This window comes from Marivirga sp., assembly GCF_051117495.1.
GTDB lineage: Bacteria > Bacteroidota > Bacteroidia > Cytophagales > Cyclobacteriaceae > Marivirga.
Genome location: NZ_JBNPEF010000017.1, coordinates 25,042 through 43,205, shown reverse-complemented (window position 1 = coordinate 43,205; position 18,164 = coordinate 25,042). Strand labels below are relative to the sequence as shown.

11 protein-coding genes are annotated in these 18,164 nt (G+C 34.7%); 7 read left to right on the top strand and 4 right to left on the bottom strand.

The window, feature by feature from the left end:
- The first annotated feature begins 38 nt into the window (after positions 1-38).
- Positions 39-1,016: an NAD(P)H-quinone oxidoreductase gene (locus ACFE0M_RS09480; RefSeq protein WP_434545516.1), complete on the top strand. Its 978-nt coding sequence runs from the start codon at positions 39-41 to the stop codon at positions 1,014-1,016.
- Here the strand turns inward: ACFE0M_RS09480 and ACFE0M_RS09475 are convergent.
- Both ACFE0M_RS09475 and ACFE0M_RS09470 read right to left on the bottom strand, forming a co-directional pair.
- A complete protein-coding gene (locus ACFE0M_RS09475) occupies positions 1,013-3,784 on the bottom strand; it encodes an alpha-amylase family glycosyl hydrolase (protein ID WP_434545515.1) in 2,772 nt (923 codons plus the stop codon). The two genes, ACFE0M_RS09480 and ACFE0M_RS09475, sit on opposite strands and share 4 nt — an antisense overlap.
- Before the next feature lie 45 nt (positions 3,785-3,829).
- Complete coding sequence (locus ACFE0M_RS09470) at positions 3,830-4,888, bottom strand: PA0069 family radical SAM protein (protein WP_434545514.1); 1,059 nt, start codon at positions 4,886-4,888, stop codon at positions 3,830-3,832.
- A gap of 183 nt (positions 4,889-5,071) precedes the next feature.
- On the opposite strand from ACFE0M_RS09470, the gene ACFE0M_RS09465 reads away from it, so the two are divergent.
- The 3 genes from ACFE0M_RS09465 (at position 5,072) to ACFE0M_RS09455 (ending at position 13,981) form a co-directional block, all read left to right on the top strand.
- Positions 5,072-11,020, top strand: coding sequence for a carboxypeptidase-like regulatory domain-containing protein (locus tag ACFE0M_RS09465; protein ID WP_434545513.1), 5,949 nt, complete (start codon positions 5,072-5,074; stop codon positions 11,018-11,020).
- An 83-nt stretch (positions 11,021-11,103) separates the two neighbouring features.
- Positions 11,104-11,883 carry a TPM domain-containing protein gene (locus tag ACFE0M_RS09460; protein ID WP_434545512.1) on the top strand — a complete coding sequence of 260 codons (780 nt, stop codon included), beginning with the start codon at positions 11,104-11,106 and terminating at the stop codon, positions 11,881-11,883.
- Positions 11,884-11,953: 70 nt separating this feature from the next.
- Positions 11,954-13,981 (top strand): TonB-dependent receptor, encoded by a 2,028-nt coding sequence (locus ACFE0M_RS09455; RefSeq protein ID WP_434545511.1) that lies wholly within the window; start codon positions 11,954-11,956, stop codon positions 13,979-13,981.
- Positions 13,982-13,989: 8 nt separating this feature from the next.
- Here the strand turns inward: ACFE0M_RS09455 and ACFE0M_RS09450 are convergent, their stop codons facing one another.
- Entirely contained in the window at positions 13,990-14,532 is a 543-nt protein-coding gene (locus ACFE0M_RS09450; RefSeq protein WP_434545510.1) for a DUF1697 domain-containing protein, read from the bottom strand.
- A 220-nt stretch (positions 14,533-14,752) separates the two neighbouring features.
- On the opposite strand from ACFE0M_RS09450, the gene truA reads away from it, so the two are divergent.
- Positions 14,753-15,496 carry a tRNA pseudouridine(38-40) synthase TruA gene (gene truA, locus ACFE0M_RS09445; protein ID WP_434545509.1) on the top strand — a complete coding sequence of 248 codons (744 nt, stop codon included), beginning with the start codon at positions 14,753-14,755 and terminating at the stop codon, positions 15,494-15,496.
- Positions 15,497-15,505: 9 nt separating this feature from the next.
- Positions 15,506-17,281: an ABC transporter ATP-binding protein gene (locus tag ACFE0M_RS09440; protein WP_434545508.1), complete on the top strand. Its 1,776-nt coding sequence runs from the start codon at positions 15,506-15,508 to the stop codon at positions 17,279-17,281.
- A 4-nt stretch (positions 17,282-17,285) separates the two neighbouring features.
- Here the strand turns inward: ACFE0M_RS09440 and ACFE0M_RS09435 are convergent, their stop codons facing one another.
- On the bottom strand, positions 17,286-17,735 hold the full coding sequence (locus tag ACFE0M_RS09435) for a hypothetical protein (protein ID WP_434545507.1): 450 nt from the start codon (positions 17,733-17,735) through the stop codon (positions 17,286-17,288).
- A gap of 215 nt (positions 17,736-17,950) precedes the next feature.
- Between ACFE0M_RS09435 and ACFE0M_RS09430 the strand changes: the two genes are divergently transcribed.
- Positions 17,951-18,118: a hypothetical protein gene (locus tag ACFE0M_RS09430; protein ID WP_434545506.1), complete on the top strand. Its 168-nt coding sequence runs from the start codon at positions 17,951-17,953 to the stop codon at positions 18,116-18,118.
- Positions 18,119-18,164 lie beyond the last annotated feature (46 nt).

The following is an 18,164-nucleotide window of genomic DNA, read 5'->3' as shown; positions in this document are numbered from 1 at the left end:
ACATTTACTTAAAACCTAAAACTTAAAACTGAAAAAACATGCAAGCCATTATAATCAAAAAACCAGGAGGGCCAGAAGTACTTCAATTAGAGGAAAGTGATAGCCCAAGGCCTCAGCCCAATGAAGTTTTGATAGAAGTAAAAGCCTCAGGTGTAAACCGACCTGATGTTTTCCAAAGAATGGGTGGATATCCTGCTCCAGAAGATGCTCCCGATGATATTCCCGGATTGGAAGTGGCAGGAATTATAAAGGAAGTTGGAAATGATGTGATGCAATGGAAAGTTGGCGATAAGGTTTGTGCCTTGGTGGCAGGCGGAGGCTATGCATCAGAAGTTACCGCCCCTGCAGTACAGTGTTTACCAATTCCAAAAGGATTGAATTTTGTAGAAGGAGCATCTCTACCTGAAACTTTTTTCACGGTTTGGTCAAATGTATTTGATAGAGGAAATTTTCAAAAAGGAGAAAACTTTTTAGTGCATGGTGGCACATCAGGTATAGGTGTAACCGCTATTCAAATGGTGAAAAGCATGGGCGGAAAGGTTTTCACCACAGCAGGCACAGATGAAAAATGTGATTATGCGGTAAAATTAGGTGCTGATTTGACTATCAATTACAAAAGGCAAGATTTTGAAGAATATCTAAAAGATAAAAAACAAAGTGTTAATGTAATTTTGGATATGGTGGGAGGAGATTATACTGCCAAAAATATTAACATCTTAAATCCTGAGGGCAGGTTGGTGATTATTAATGCCATGAAAAATGCGGAATCAACTATTAATATGAAGAAAGTGATGGTGAAAAGATTGACCATAACAGGATCGACTTTAAGAGCTCGCTCTCCTGAATTTAAAGGAACCATTGCTCAGAATCTTAAAAAATACATTTGGCCAAAAATAGAATCTGGAGAAATTAAACCTGTTATTTTCAAAACCTTTCCACTGGCAGAAGCTTCCAAAGCCCATGAGCTGATGGAAAGCAGTGAACATATTGGAAAAATAGTTTTGAAAATAGATTAATTAATCACTAAAATTTTATGAATCATCCTCTTTTTATCACCGATAATTTGTAAAAAATAGAGTCCTTCCTTGAGATTATGGATGTCGATTTGCTTATGACCATTTGTTAGTTTCCCCTCTAATTTGATGCTTCCTTTTCCATCCATAATGTGATATTTTGAAGCTGAAAATCCAGGGTTTTCAATTTCGACATTGATATTCCTCTGAGCTGGATTTGGATATATTTTAAGAGATTGAGCTGGTTTTATTTCCTCCTCATTGGAAGTAACAGTGCTTCCTAGTTGATTATATTGATTCAATACTTGGTTTGTTCCTTCCTTTAATCTGAAAAATCTATATTGATCACTGTCGTGAAATTCTTCCCTTCCATTTTCAGGATTATTTATACCAAATTTGAATTCAATAGCCGAACCAATAGTGATATCTGATAATTTAACAGCATAAATTCCAGATTCGCCAGTTTCGTTTAACTCTATACTTTCAGATCCGAAACCATTTTCACTTGAAATTAAAATAACAGATTCAGTGTCAGGGTCAAATGCTTCTTCAGTAATTAATTCATTCATATCCACCATAAATTCCACATCAGTAGTTGAGGTTTCGGAAGTTAAAAATTTATAAATATGGGTAGTTCGAGGATTCATGCCCTCCAAATTGAAATCAATTCCACCATTTCCGCTGACCGTAACTGCTTTTTGGTTTCCACTCAACAAATCAACCAATTGGTAATTTCCAGCTAATAAATTAGAGCTGTTTAATTGAAGATTGACATTGTTTATTTCGTTATTGGTCAAATTTGAAACCACCAAAATCTGCTCCTCATCTTTTTGCCTGATAAAACTGAATACATCCGAAGAATTAGTTTGGACTGTCCGGTAATTTCCTGTTTGCAAAGCAATTTGTGAATTTCTTGTGGCTATTAGCTCCTGATATTTTCTCCAAAGGGATTCAGAATTCGTTTGTTGATCTTGAATATTTTTATCAGGATAATCAGAGTCCGGAGCCCTCCAAGGACTTCCTGTTGTGAAACCCGCATTAGAAGCCTTGCTCCATTGCATCGGCAAACGAATATCTTCATCAGGCTTTTGACCCAACATCCCGATTTCTTCTCCATAATAGAGATAAGGAATACCTGGCAAAGTCAACAATAATTCAGCTCCTAATTTGGCTTTTGAAAGCTCCTGATTGAGCACATTCATCACTCTGTCCATATCATGATTGGTCAAAAATGTTCCAAATTGTAAATAGGGATAGCTACCCATTACTTCTTCCGTTTTAGAAATGAGCCCGGTTGAATTGCCGTTATTGACAGCATTCAGAATGCTTCCTGCTAAGTCAAATTCAAAAACATAATCGAGACCATTATTGCCGACATAATCTCTTGCTTTATTAGTAGAGGTCCATGCTTCACCTACTGAAAATGCGTCCGGGTTTACGGATTTATAATGCGTTCTGAAATCTTTCCAAAACTGAAAAGTTTCTTCCACATCTTCTAAGCCTTCCTCTGTCTCATAAATGTATTTTACGGCATCCAATCGGAATCCATCCACTTTCATTTCTTCCAACCAAAAAGTGGATATATCAAACATTTCCTCCTTTACAGCAGGTGTCTCATAATTTAAGTCTGGCATTCCGTCCCAAAAAAGCCCGTAATAATAATCGCCATTGCTTTGGTGCCAAACATTTTGCCCCCAAGGCCCACTTCCACCAGGATTGCTATCTTCCCAAACAAACCAATCTCTTTTTTCATTTGATGGATTTTTAGAGTCTCTAAACCATGGATGTTCACTGGAACTATGGTTCATAACATAATCAATGATCACTTTTATGCCTCTTTTATGTGCTTCAGCTATAAATTCCTTGAAATCCTCATTGGTGCCGTAGTCACTTTCAATTTCTCGGTAATCCGTCACATCATATCCGTGATAACTAGGAGATTGTTGAATAGGCATTAACCAAATTCCATTAATACCTAAATCATTGTGTGTAGCTGGATTTCCGTCATTTAAATAGTCCAATTTTTCAATCAGTCCTGGAAAATCGCCTATTCCGTCACCATCAGCATCATAAAAACTGCGAACGAATATTTCATAAAAAACCATCTCATTCCACCAATGCGTATCCGTATTGCCAATCGTGATGAAATTCTCAAAAGTTTTAGTGACTGTTTCCCCCTCTGCATTTTTGATGGTTAGGCTTACATCATAACTTCCTTCATTGGCATAGCTAATGACAGGATTCTGCTCTGTACTTGAGCTCGGGTTTCCACCTGCAAAACTCCATTCCCAATCAACCGGGTTCCCGTTGGATAGGTCAGTAAATTGAATCACCTCACCGGGAACGGCAAAGTTAGAAGAAGCACTAATATTTACTTGAAGGACATTATCTGAAACTTCATCATTATACCAAAATTCAATCACATCATCCTGTGAAATGGTAAAAGAGCGATTGGGGCCACCGCCAGGAAATTCCTCATTTCCATCCCATGCACCATTTATCCTGGCTTTTAATTCTATTTCTTGACCGATATTTAAAGTTTCTACACCAGTGTAAATTCCATCGCTGTTATCATCATTTAAAACCAAACCAGGATTCCCCCAATTATTAAAGGAGCCGGCTATATCCACAAAGTCGGACGATGGATCAAAATTTCCTTGGGTGATTTGCTCATTCATATTCACTTGGAATTCCACATTTGTGCTTTGGGCGAGTAGAAATTCAGGTAGTAATAAGAATAAAATTAAAAGAGAGGTTTTGAATACTGTCATAAATCAAAATTACAAAAAGTTGATTGAATAATGACCAAAAGCTCTTTAAAATAAGGTATAAGCCCCACCTCTTCGAAAAGCATTATTATTCAAACTCAACTTTCTTCCTCCATTCATATATTTTTTCTTAGCCAATTGAAATAACTGATTGATCACATCGGCTTCTGCACCTCTCCCTTTCATTCTTTGCCCCCAATCGGAGTCGTTCACTTTTCCCTGATGAAGATTTTCAATTTGATGCCAGACTTTTTCAGATCTATCAGGAAAATAATTCTCCAGCCATTTCTTAAAAATTTCAGCTATTCTTCCATTTAATCGAACAACCGTATAGCCTGCATCGTTGGCACCATTTTCAGATGCCCTTTTTATGATTTCCGGAATCTCACTATGGTTTAGGCCGGGAATGATTGGGGCATTCATGATGGAAACAGGAATTCCTTTTTCACTCAAGATTTTAATGGCTTGAAGTTTTTTTATTGAAGAGGCTGTTCTGGGCTCCAAAACAGATCTTAGTTTTTCATCCAGGCTCGTGATGGATAAAATGACTCGCACTAAATTATCTTTTGCCAAATCTTCCAGAATATCCATATCCTCCAAAAAGCCCACATTTTTGGTGATGATTCCCACTGGATGGTGGTATTTGGCCATAACTTTCAAAAGGCTTCTGGTAATCCTGAGCTTTCTTTCCAAAGGTTGATAACAATCCGTATTGCCTGAAAGCGCAATAGTTTTCACCTTCCATTTAGGGTTTAAAAGCTCTTTTTCAAGTAATTCTGCAGCATTCTTTTTAACTATAATTTTGGATTCAAAATCCAAGGCTGAATCAAAACCCCAGTATTCATGGGAATTGCGGGCGTAGCAATAAACGCATCCATGCTCACATCCCTGATAAGGATTGATGGAATACTCCATACCTACATCCGGGCTACTGACTTTATTGATAATTTTTTTCGGATGTTCGTAAAATACTTGGGTGGTGGGTTTATCAAAATGCGTATATTCATCCACTCCTTCATCCCACTCTGTGGTAAATTCTTGCTTGGAAAATGAGTTGGAAAGATGGTGTTGCGCCCCTCTGCCTTTTATGTTTTGGGATGAATTCATAAAACAAAAATACTAATTAAATTAGTTGTTTGCTAATTTATTTTGCTTTTAGCTCCAGCGAGGCAAAGGGTGTAATTAAAAAATATAATTACATCATTTTTTGGATTGAGACTTCCAAAATGAGTAATTTAAAAATTAAGCTTATACTTTAGGGAAGTACTTTTAGAATTATAATTAAACAAAGTGAATAGAGCTGCTTTTTTACACTACTCTTTAAGAGGGATATTATTTATTTTTTTGTTTGTTTCTTACCATAAGCTTTCCAGCCAAAGTTTATTAAAAAGCAGGAAATCAAGCTTCTATACCTACATCTATAAAATCAATAGTTTTCAGGCAAAACAAATCTATCAGAACAATGTAAAGGAATTGGACTCCACTTTTTTTAATCATAAAATTGATTCTTTTCCTACCGATAAAAAATATGATAAACCATTAGCTGAAGGACACTATTTAAAAAGCTATAGCGAGAAAAACCAACAAAAAACCTCTATAACAAGTATCCAAAACTTTGAAGCATTTATCTTAAATAACAATACAGATTTAAAAGTCCAGGTTTATGATTTACAGGGTCATCTCATAAATGGTGCAGAATTAAAAATTAAGAATAAAAAACTAAAGTTTGATAAAGATGAAAAGGCCTACATCATAAAAAAAGCCAATAAAGAAGGCTTACTTGAAATCACAGTAGATGGATTTAAATCATTTTATCAATTAGATAAAAGGCTTGATAACTCAAGATTCAAAAGAGCATATCGAAAAATAGTCTTTGGAACCCCGATAAAATACGTTTGGAGGCCAATTAATTTCGCGCTACATGTTCCTATTGATGGGGTTAAATCTTTGATTCGGTGGTGGCCACAAGGTACAATTTATAGCACAAAAGAATTTTTCATTAAACTTTACCGTAAAACAGCATGCCTATTCGATGATTATTATTGTGGTTATTATGATTACCTAGATGAGGAGAAATACACTGGCTATTTTGCTTTTAATAAACCAAAATATAAACCTGGTGATACGGTAAAACTCAAGGCCTTTATTGTAAAAAATAATGGACGACCTATAAACAAAACCCTCAACGCAAAAATATATAGTAGAGGTAAAAAGACCCTTTTAGGAGAAATTAAGCCCTATCGAAAAGGAGCTTATGAACATGAATTTGTACTTCATGATTCTTTGGAATTGCAACTAGACAGAATGTACAATCTGTATTTGGAATCAAAAAATGACAAAGAGATATTAAGAAGTTACTTTAATTATGAAGATTATGAACTTGCAGGCATTAAACTTGATTTAATTGCGGAAGAAAATAATCATTATTTAAAAGATACTTTAAAAATAAATGCGAAAGGAACGGATGAAAATAATCTCAAGATATTGGATGGGCGACTGGAAGTAATAGTCACGCCTATAAATATCCACAACTTCTTTTCCTCAAAACTATTTATTCCTGATACATTAGAATTTATTCAAAAAAGGCTTTTGCCCGATGAAAATACAGAAATATTTATAACGGGAGAGAAGTTTCCCCCAGTGAATTTTGACTATAATGTCAATGTAAAGCTTATAACCTCAGATAATGAGATTGTATCAAAAAACAAAGAGTTTAGCTATTTTCACAGTAAAAAAGAGTTCAGTTTTAAATTAAATGCTGATTCGATAATAATTGATTATTCAGAAAATGGGAAAGCTCTCAAAAACGAAATTGAAGTTTACGGAATAGATAATTTTGGGAACAAAACATCTGTTTTTGACGGCAATACCAAGACCCAAATCCCAATAAACCACTATTTTTCAGATTACCTGATTCAAACAGACAGCATTCAACAAACATTTAATTTATCCAAAAGACCATCCTTAATTCAATGTTACAGTGATAGAACTACGGATTCACTAATAGTTAAAATTGAAAACCCACGGAAAATCCCTTTTAATTACAACATTTATAAAAAAAACAGGGAAATAGAAGCAGGCTATACTGACAATCTGAATTATAGAATCAATACAAAATCGAAAAAGAATTATTTCGTAACAATTCAATATTTATGGGGTGGAAAAGTAATCGATGAAAACTATGAAATCCCTTTAAAGGACAAGAAACTGAATGTAGCTGTTTCGCAACCTAGAATCGTATATCCTGGCCAAACATCAAAAATTGAGCTCACCGTAACAGACATAAATGGAAATCCTGCCGAAAATGTCGATTTGACAGCTTACTCATTTACAAAGAAATTCAAGGAAAATGCTCCATCTGTTCCCTATCTAGGAAAAGAAAGAAAACACAAGGAGTTAATAAACACTTTCGAATTTGAAAGGAATAAAGGCACAACAAATTATAAGCAGAATTTAAATTATTTGAGCTGGAAGAAAAAAGCTGGCTTGGATTCAATAGAATATTATCAATTTATATATCCTGAAAATACAATTAGAAAGTTTACCTATGACAGCCCTGATTCAATTACACAGTTTTCACCATTTGTTTTTGATAAAGGGGAGCTGAAAGACATACATGTTATTTACATAGACAGTAGGCCTGTGTATTTTAGCTGGTCAACCAATAAAAATCCTTACTCATTTAATATTGACACTGGTTATCATCAATTAAAATTAAGAACAGCAAATAAGGTTCTAACAATTGATAGCTTGTATTTTAATGAGGGTCAAAAGCATATATTAAGCATTGATGAGGATATTTATCATAAAAATATAAGCTCATTGAAAGCTGGCCCTTATCTAACTTCCTCTGAAAAAGCTTATCTGTATAAATATATATTCCCTTATCGGAATAATTTCGGACAAAGAATGGCATATCTTAAGCAAGACCATCAGGTACAACTGCTTAATTTTCATCAAAGTGTTGGAAGTCAACAAAATTTTGCCGGGCCAATTGCCGGAAAGATCATCTTTCATTCGATAGATAGTTATTCAACAAAATTTCAACATGAACCCTTTTTCGAATATGATTTTGCTCCAGACTTACTAAAAATGAGAAGTACAAGTCTAAAAAGCTATCCTGAATATTTAGATAAATACTCAAGCCTAAGCTTTTTAAGTGATTATGTACTAACAGAGGAAAAATTAAAATCACAATGGAAAAACTATTTAGACTCTAAAAGAGCACTCACTGCTAGATATAACTACCCGACAAAAACCCGGGAAGGCGCAGGTAGGCTACTATTAAAAAACAGTATAGATAAGGAAAAGCAATTAGATCGGCCGCTAAATATATTGGTATTTCGATATGATAATCATGAATTTTTGCGGGTATATCCAGGAAATACAGCTTTGTTACATCAATTAAAAAAAGGATATTATCGATTACTTTTCTTCTATGAAGATTCAAAATATCATATTGAGGATTCCGTCAATATTAAAGAAAATGGTCTAAACTATTTTGAATATACTAAACCAACAAAGTTAAAAAAGGATAGTTTCAGCATTGAAATTAATAAAATTATTGAGGAGAATTTGTTTAAAGACAAACCATACAACCTTCAGGAGGAAAAAGAAAAAAGCGTCATATTTAATAGATACAGAGAACAATTTAGTTACTCAGGTGTAGGAGAAATGGTAGATGGATATGTTTATGAAAAAGGCACTGAAGATCCGCTTCCAGGAGTAAATGTACTCATTAAAGGCACTACTTTTGGAACCACAACTGATTTAGACGGCTATTATTCCTTAAAAGTCCCGCTAGGTTACAACACCCTGATTTTTACATTTATTGGGATGGTAAAAGAAGAAGTAACTCTAAATAGAAATTATACAAATGTTTATCTGGAACCAGATGTTCAACAATTGTCAGAAGTGGTAGTAACCGGCTATGGCTCCGTAGGCAAATCTAATTTAACAGCATCTGTTTCAAACGTTCAATCCAATTCCTTAATGAGGAAGATAGCCGGGGTTTCGATTAATTCCAGTGTCCCAGGCAGTGCTGTAGAAATAAATATTAGAGGAGTCTCAAGCCAATCATTTGATAAAACCCCATTATATATCATAAACGGGTTAGTATTTACTGGTCAAATAGAAGACTTAGATCCTAAACTATTTGCAAGTTTAGAAATTCTAAAAGGAGAAAAAGCAACTGCAATTTATGGGTCACAAGGCAGTAATGGTGTTGTCATAATTGATACAAACCAAGAATCCTTCAAAAATACTAAAACCCTTTTCTCAAAAGGAGCGGATTATGATGAAGAATTTTTTGAATCGGCTGCTCAGTCTAGTTCAATCAGAGATAACTTTTCAGATTATGCGTTTTGGGAGCCCAAATTAAAAACCGACAAAGAAGGAAAAGTAAGCTTTGAAGTTGAATTTCCTGATGATGTAACCGGATGGGAAACATTTTATTTAGCCATGAACGGTAAAAAGCAATCTGGACAAACCAAAAGCTCAATAAAATCATATAAACCATTAATGGCCAAATTAGCCACGCCAAGGTTCTTAATTGAAGGTGATTCAACATTAGCAATTGGAAAAATATTAAATTATACATCAGATACTATTAGCTTAAAAAGGCAATTTGAAATTAATGGCAATATTCAGTTTTCTAATAATCAATTATGTGTGAATTCAATAATAGATAGTCTGCAAATTGTCGCTCCTTCAGATTCAATTCAAATGAAATATTTCCTAGAAAAGGAAGATGGTTATTTGGATGGAGAACAAAAACATATCCCAATATTTCCTAGAGGATTAAACCGTACCATTGGGCAATTTTTCATACTTGATAAAGACACAACCTTTAATTTGGAATTTGACAAAAATTTGGGTGATGTAAATTTGTATGCTCGTGCAGACCTGCTGGAGATAGTTGAAGACGAAATCAGTCATGTATTATCCTATGAATACTGGTGCAATGAACAAATTGCATCGAAACTAAAAGCCCTGATTTTAGAGGAAAAAATTGCTGAATATAGAGGGGTGAAGTTTAGAAATGAACGAGAGGTAAATAAATTAATTCGCCTAATACATAATAACCAAAAAAGTGATGGTTTATGGGGCTGGTGGAAAAACTCTAGTTTTAATGGCTGGATTAGTTTACATATTTTAGAAGCATTATTAATTGCTGAAAAAGCAGGATATGAATCTAAAATCAATAAAGATCAGATTGCTGAAAAAATGATTTGGGAATTGGATTATCAAACTGACTTTCAAAAAAGTATTAGAATCTTGAAAATTTTAAACCTATTAAACGCTCAAATTAATTACTCCTACTACATCAACAAATTTGAACAAAAAGAAAATAATAACTCTCTAAATGCTCTTTTAGCTTTAAGCCATCTTAAACAATTATCTCAACTTGAGTATGATTTGGATACAATTCTAAGTTTTCAAGAAACTACATTAATGGGCAATATTTACTTTCCAAACGAAGAGCAGGAAAATAGCTTGACACAGAACGATATACAAAACTCCCTCCTAGCTTATAAAATACTTGAAGAAGATTCCTCTGAACATAAAGAGGCTTTACAAAAATTGAGGGGCTATTTTTTAGAAATTAGAAATAAGGGATACTGGCGAAACACTTATGAATCTGCCAAAATTCTTGAAACTATTTTGCCTAATCTACTGAATGAAACCTCAGACTTAAGCCATCCTTCAATAAAATTATCAGGAGATGTTAATAAATCTATTGATGAATTCCCTTTTGAAATGACAGTTTCCCCCGATCAAAATATCAAATTATCTAAGTCGGGTGATTTTCCAGTTTACTTTACAAGTTATCAAAGCTTCTGGGAAACCAAGCCTCGACTTAAAAAGGATGACTTTGAAATCGATACCCATTTCGAAGAAAACAATAATGTTTTAGTAGCAGGCGAAGAAACTAAATTAATTGTAAATGTTACAGTTAAAAAAGATGCCGAATATGTTATGATAAACATACCTATACCTGGAGGTTGCTCTTATGCCAGTAAAACGAATAATTTCAGAAGTGAATCTCACCGGGAATACTTTAAAAATAAGACCACTATATTTTTGGAAGACCTTCCAAAAGGAGAACACACTTATGAAATAAAATTAACACCACGTTATTCGGGCACTTACACCTTAAACCCTGCAAAGATTGAATTAATGTATTTCCCGACATTTGATGCCAACAATGAAATCAAAAAAGTTATGATTAATAATTGAGGAAGAAGATTCAGTTGCTTATATTTTTATTAAATGAGTAATCCATTGTAACTTCAACCATCAAATTACAGTAAACTTACATCATGAAAAACATATACTTTTCCATCATAGCATTATTCTTAGCAGCTTCTGTTTTTGCACAGGATGAAATCCCTTCAAGACCTAATCCTCCGAAATTGGTGAATGATTTAACAAATACCTTGAGCAAAGGGGAACAACAACAGTTGGAACGTAAACTTGTAGCTTACAATGATAGCACTTCAACTCAAGTTGCTATTTTAATAGTGCCTACTTATGGGCAGTATTCTCCCAATCAATTTGGTGTAGCAGTATTTGAAGAATGGAAAATAGGGGACGCAGACAAAGACAATGGCTTATTAATTTCAGTAGCTATTCAGGATCGAAAAATGGATATTAGTACTGGTTATGGTATGGAAGATGTAGTTCCCGATGGAGCAGCAAGTACGATCATTAATCAGTATATGAAACCCGCCTTCAGAAATAAAAATTACTATCAAGGTCTGGATGAAGCCACTTCTATTATTTTTGATTTAGCCGCTGGAAAATATACAGCAGATAAAGTAGCAGATAATGATGCGGGCAAAGGAATCGGTTTAGGAGCATTTTTAATATTCTTCTTTATTGTTATCACCATTATTTCAAGAATAAGAAGAGTTAGAAAGCATCACATGGGAGGCGGAAGTTTAGATATGATCACCTTAATGATGTTGCTAGGTAGTAGCGGTAGAGGACATAGAGGTACATTTGGCGACTTCAATTCCGGAGGCGGCAGCTTCGGTGGAGGTTTTGGCGGCTTTGGTGGTGGTATGACCGGAGGCGGTGGTGCTAGTGGAAGTTGGTAAAAAAATTATTCAAAAACCCTTTTCTATTGGTGCTGTTATAAAAGTATCACAGCCTATACTTTAATTTTTTATGTACAGATTCTTAATTTTTATCATCTGTTTTTGTAGCCTAATGAGCGCAGTGCGTGCACAAGAAATCAAAAATGATTCCATTCTCAAAGTAGTTACGGTAACAGGTTTTAGCAAAGGAGAGCAAATCAATAAGCAATCTGCCCCTATTGCTTACTTAAGTCCAAAGGAATTGGATAATTTCTCACCTCACAACCCAGTGATGGCCTGGAATACCTTGCCTGGGGTTAATTTAGAGCAAAGAGCAGTCTCCAGTTACCGGGTGAGTATAAGAGGAAGTTCTATTCGTTCACCCTTTGGTGTTCGTGATGTAAAAGTTTATTGGAATGGACTGCCCTTCACCGAAGCCAATGGCTCTACAGCTTTGAATTTGTTAAGCAACACCCAAATGCAGGAATTGGAAGTGGTGAAAGGACCAGCAGGGAGCTTATTTGGTGCAGGCTTAGGAGGCGTAATGCAGATCAACAATTTCCCTTCCCAGCAGGACAGCCCATTGCAGATTCAAGTATCAGGAGGAAGTTTCAACCAACTGAATGCTGGCATTAAAGGGCAAATTGAGTCAGGAAAATGGAAAACTTTTTATGCAGTTGACCACCAGCAAAATGATGGTTATAGAGATCATAATGCATTAGACCGACAGAATTATCAACTTTCTTCCCGTTATCAGATTAACGATAATCACCAATTGGATTTCCATCTTTTGTATAATGATTTGTTCTATGAAATCCCTGGAGGATTAACAGCTGAGCAATTTGCAGAAGATCCAACTCAGGCTCGGGCAGGCAGTGCACCTCAAAATGCTTCAATTGACCAGGAAACTGTTTTTTATGGAGTAGGCTATACCAGTTTTTTTGGTAAAAACTTAAGTCAATCTACTCATATCGCGGGAACTTACACATGGTTTCAAAACCCATTTATTTTGGATTATAAAGAAGACCAAAACAGAGAAGTTGCTTTGCGCCATCAGTGGACTTATGATATGAATTTGCAGAATGTAGATTGGCAATGGGATGCGGGCCTAGAGTGGCAATATGCCGATAATTCGGCCAATAATTACGGAAATGTAAACGGTCAAAAAGATACGATTCGCTTTGCAGATGATTTGAATATCGACAGAAAATTATTTTTCCTGCAAACTCAGATTGGCTATGAAAAATGGGAACTGACTTTAGGCTTGAGCAGTAATTTATTGGAATATAAAGTTGATAGAAAGGTGAATGCATTTGCAGAACCTTTCGAATTCAATAGAAATTTTGATAATGAAGTCATTCCAAGGGTCGCTTTAAAATATCAATGGTCTCCAGTAAACATGACTTTTGCTTCTTTAAGCGAGGGCTTTTCCAGCCCTACTTTGGATGAAATAAGGACTAACGAAGGAAGCATCAACAGAAATTTGCAGGCAGAAAGGGGGAGGACTTATGAGATAGGTCACAAATATTATGGGAACAGAGTACAGCTGGATGCCACCTTTTTCTATTCCGCCTTGAGAGAAACCATCACCACCTATACCAATCAAGACGGAGTGGTGCTTTTTCAAAATGCAGGAGCCACCAATCAATTAGGAACGGAATGGGGCTTAAATGTGAATTGGTTTGATAATCAAGTAGGTGTCCTCAATAAAATCAATGGCAAAACGAGCTATAATTTTTACGAATTTACATTTGATGATTACCAAAAAAGGGAAGAAGACTTTTCAGGTAATTTATTGACGGGAGTTCCCCAACACACTTTCAATCAGACTTTAGAAGTTGCCTTGTTGAAAAGCGTAAATCTAAATCTGCACTATCGATATGTAAGCGAAACTCCCCTCACGGATGATAATGAAGTATGGGCTGATTCCTATCATTTGCTAAATGCTAATATTGATTATCAACTGCCTATTGAGCAAAAAATCAATTTCTTTGCTGGGATGGAAAATATTTTCGATACCACCTACAGTTTAGGAAATGACCTGAATGCTTTTGGGGGAAGATTCTATCAGCCAGCTCCCGATAGAAATTTTTATTTGGGGGTGAAATGGAAGTTGTGAACCAGAATTTAATTTCTACTCAACTCCCAAAGTTTCAAAACCGTCTTCCAATTTCTTGTTGTAGCTTTTACTTTTAGTTTCTTTTCAAAGAAATCATTGGTCAATTTAGATTTGTGATAACTGCCTTCACAATAAAGGAAGACATTTTTCCCCATTATTTTAAATTGGTCAGACTTATAATTTACAGTTTCTAGTTGCTCCTGTTTGTCTTGTTCGGGTATTTTATTTAAAAAAGTAAGGTGCAATTTATTTATATCAGCTTCTGCGGTATAAAATGGATTGTTGGCTATAGCACTTTCAATTTCATTTTTCGACAGCACTATTACAGGCACTTCAAAATTAAATTGTTTTAAAATAGCAGACTCAATATTTTCAGCTAATTGCTCATTTTGTTGCTTTTCACCTGCTTCGAAAATTAAATTTCCACTTTGGATATAAGTTTGGATATTTTCATAGCCCAATTCCTGCATCAATATTTTCAAATCTGCCATGAGGATTTTTCTTTTTCCACCAACATTTATCCCTCTCAGAATGGCAATTTTAGTATGCATATAATTCAATGTTTAATACCAAGTAAATATAAGTTCTTTATAAAATGGTCAAATATCCTGTTGACGATTTGTCGTTTGTTAGCATTTACAAAATCGAAATTAATGATTCATATTGTAATTTATGGGTATTCTTGACATATAAAATTTCCGTGTTGGTCCATATAAATTCAAAATGCTATTTCTCTCATACAAATTCCATTAAATTTGCTCTTTCAAGTCAATGAGATATTTTTTTATCATAGCATATAAGGGCACAAACTACCACGGATGGCAAAAGCAACCCAATGCTCTCGGGGTTCAGCAATCAGTAGAAGAAGTTTTTTCCACAATTTTAAATCAGCCTATCAATATTTTGGGAAGCGGGAGAACAGATAGAGGAGTTCACGCTACAGCACAGGTATTTCATGTTGATTTTAATGGAGATCTTGCGGCCGAACAAATTTTATTTAAGGCCAACAAAATGTTGCCTCATGACGTAGCTTTAAAGCATGTTAGAAGCGTTAAAGAGGAAGCTCATGCTCGTTTTGATGCCATAAACAGGGCTTATCAATATCATATAACAACTGAAAAAAATCCTTTTGCAATTGATCAAGCCTATATTTTTACGCAAAAATTAGATGTGGATAAAATGAATTTGGCTGCTGAAAAGTTATTGAACTATCAAGACTTTGAAAGCTTTAGTAGGGTTAAAACAGATGTTTATACATTTAACTGTGATATTTTGGAGGCATTTTGGAAACAAGGGCAAGACTCTTTGGTTTTTCACATCAAAGCCAATCGTTTTTTACGTGGGATGGTAAGGGCAATTGTAGGCACATTATTGGAGGTGGGTCAAAACAGGATCAGTGTGGAGGAATTTGAAAACATTATTAAAGCGAAAGATCGAAAATCAGCGGGAAGAGCCGTTCCGCCAGAAGGACTTTTTCTAACCGAGGTAAATTATCCTCAAGATATTTATATTTAAAAGCAGGAAGTGAAGAAAGACAATATAAAAAGCGGGAATATCATTGATACCAACGTGCTTAAACGTTTGTATAAATTTGTAAAACCTTATCAAGGCAGGTTCTATTTCTTGGTTTTTTTAACCTTAGCTTTAGCCGTATTAGCTCCAGCTCGACCATTCGTCATCCAGAAAGCCATCGACAATCAAATTGCACAAGGTGATTTTCAAGGCCTCATAAACATGACCCTCATATTAGTTGGATTATTATTAATGCAGGCTATTGTACAATACGGTCATACTTATTTGTCTGGGTGGTTAGGTCAATACATTATCCGTGATATCAGATTAAAGCTTTATCGTCATTTGCTAAGTTTGCGCTTAAAGTTTTTTGATAAAACACCAATTGGTCGATTGGTAACAAGAAATGTTTCCGATGTAGAAACACTATCCGATGTATTCAGCCAAGGCTTGGCCGCTATGATAGGTGATATACTGCAAATTTTATTTATACTGGGGATGATGTTCGCCATGAGCTGGAAGTTAACGCTTGTCTCATTAGCTACTTTGCCTTTGCTTTTCTTAAGCACCTATATTTTCAAAGAAAAAGTTAAAGTTGCCTTTAATGAAGTAAGAAATGCCGTTTCTAATTTAAATTCCTTTGTTCAGGAGCATGTTACAGGAATGTCGATTGTACAAATATTCACAGCCGAAAAAAGAGAATATGATGCATTCAAAAAAATAAATACGGAACACAAAAAAGCCAATATTCGGTCGGTATTATACTACTCAATTTATTTTCCGGTTGCAGAGGTTATTCAAGCAACTGGTATTGGATTATTGGTATGGTATGGAGCCAAAGGGGTGATAAATGAAGCAGAATCAGGCATAACATTGGGGATGCTAATTGCATTTATTCTATATATACAGATGTTTTTCCGCCCCATTCGGTTGATTGCAGATCGATTTAATACTTTACAAATGGGGATCGTGAGTTCCTCCAGAATTTTGAATTTACTGGACAATAAGGAACATATACCTAACAATGGGGAATATAAGCCCAAAACCGTAAAAGGAAATATCTCTTTTAAAAATGTTGACTTTGCCTATAATGAAGATGAAACCGTATTAAAAAATATTTCATTTAATGTGAAAGAAGGGCAATCAGTAGCTTTGGTGGGAGCAACTGGTGCAGGAAAATCTTCAGTCATAAATCTTTTAAGTAGATTTTATGATATCCAAAAAGGAGAAATCATGCTGGATGATAAAGATTTAAAAGAGTATGATTTATATGCTTTAAGGCGAAATATTGGGGTAGTTTTACAAGATGTCTTTCTCTTTTCCGATACTATTCTTTATAACATTACTTTAGGAAACCCTAATATAACACTGCAACAAGTTAAAGATGCGGCAGAATTGGTAGGTGCCAGAAAATTCATTGAAAGATTGCCAGGAGGATATGATTATAATGTGATGGAAAGAGGGGCTACCTTATCCGTAGGTCAGCGTCAGTTGATCTCCTTCGTAAGGGCCATGGTCTATAATCCTAAAATCATTGTATTGGATGAAGCCACGTCTTCAGTTGACTCCGAAACAGAAGAAATGATTCAGAATGCCATTGAAAAAATGATGAAGGGAAGGACCAGTATTGTTATTGCCCACAGATTATCCACCATTCAAGAAGCTGATAAAATTATTGTGCTTGATAAGGGTGAGATAAAGGAAACAGGCACACATCAAGAGTTATTGGACAAAGGTGGCTATTATCATCAATTACATAATATGCAATATAAAGAAATGGCTTCCTAGGCTCTTATTTCTTTTTGTCCAAATCCTCAAAATAGTCCCTTTCTCTATAAGGATGTTTGATGCCGAAAGATGTAATTAAGATTGTTTCAAAAGCCGGGCCTAACCATATTAACAATATACCAGTTCCACCCAAAATTAATGACTCATTATAAAGTGCATCCATATTTTGAATCCAAAATAAGGCATGTAAAACACTGGTTATAATTCTAAGGATAAAGGTCCATTTTTTACGCCAAGTAATGATGATTAGGGTGTTTTGAAGAATAATTAGCAAGGCAAAAACCAAGACATAATCATTAAAAAACCAATCTAAAAATAGATTTTCAAAAACAGTACGCTTTGTCTCTTCATCAAAAAGAGGTTCAAATAAAAAAAGTAATTGATAAACCCCGTAAAACAATAAAATTTGGGCTAAACTAATGGAAAGACCTACAACGATTCTTTTTTTGAGCATTTTGAAATTATATAAATTCGAAATTTTTAATTTACCATAATGGAAATATAAATACTTGATTTATAAGTATTTGTGTTGCAATATGATAGAATAATGAAATATACCCCACTAAAAATAATGCAAAAGATACGAAAAGGCAGGAATAAGACAAAGAAAAACTTAAGAGGTGATCACACTCCTAAAACATAGGGAATATTTATTGCGTTAATTCTAGTATGAAGTCAGATAAAAAACAGCATTCTAATAAAAAGGAGAAATTAGATTCTTCAAACCAAGAAGAGGCTAGTTCAAGTAAAGAACAGGAAGACAAGCATGAAAAGGATAAGAACGGTATCATTCCTGAAGGCATGGATTTCAAGAAATTCATGGGCTGTGGTGGGTGATTACAAATTCTAATTTTAAACTTTCATTTTTGAATTTTACAAACAT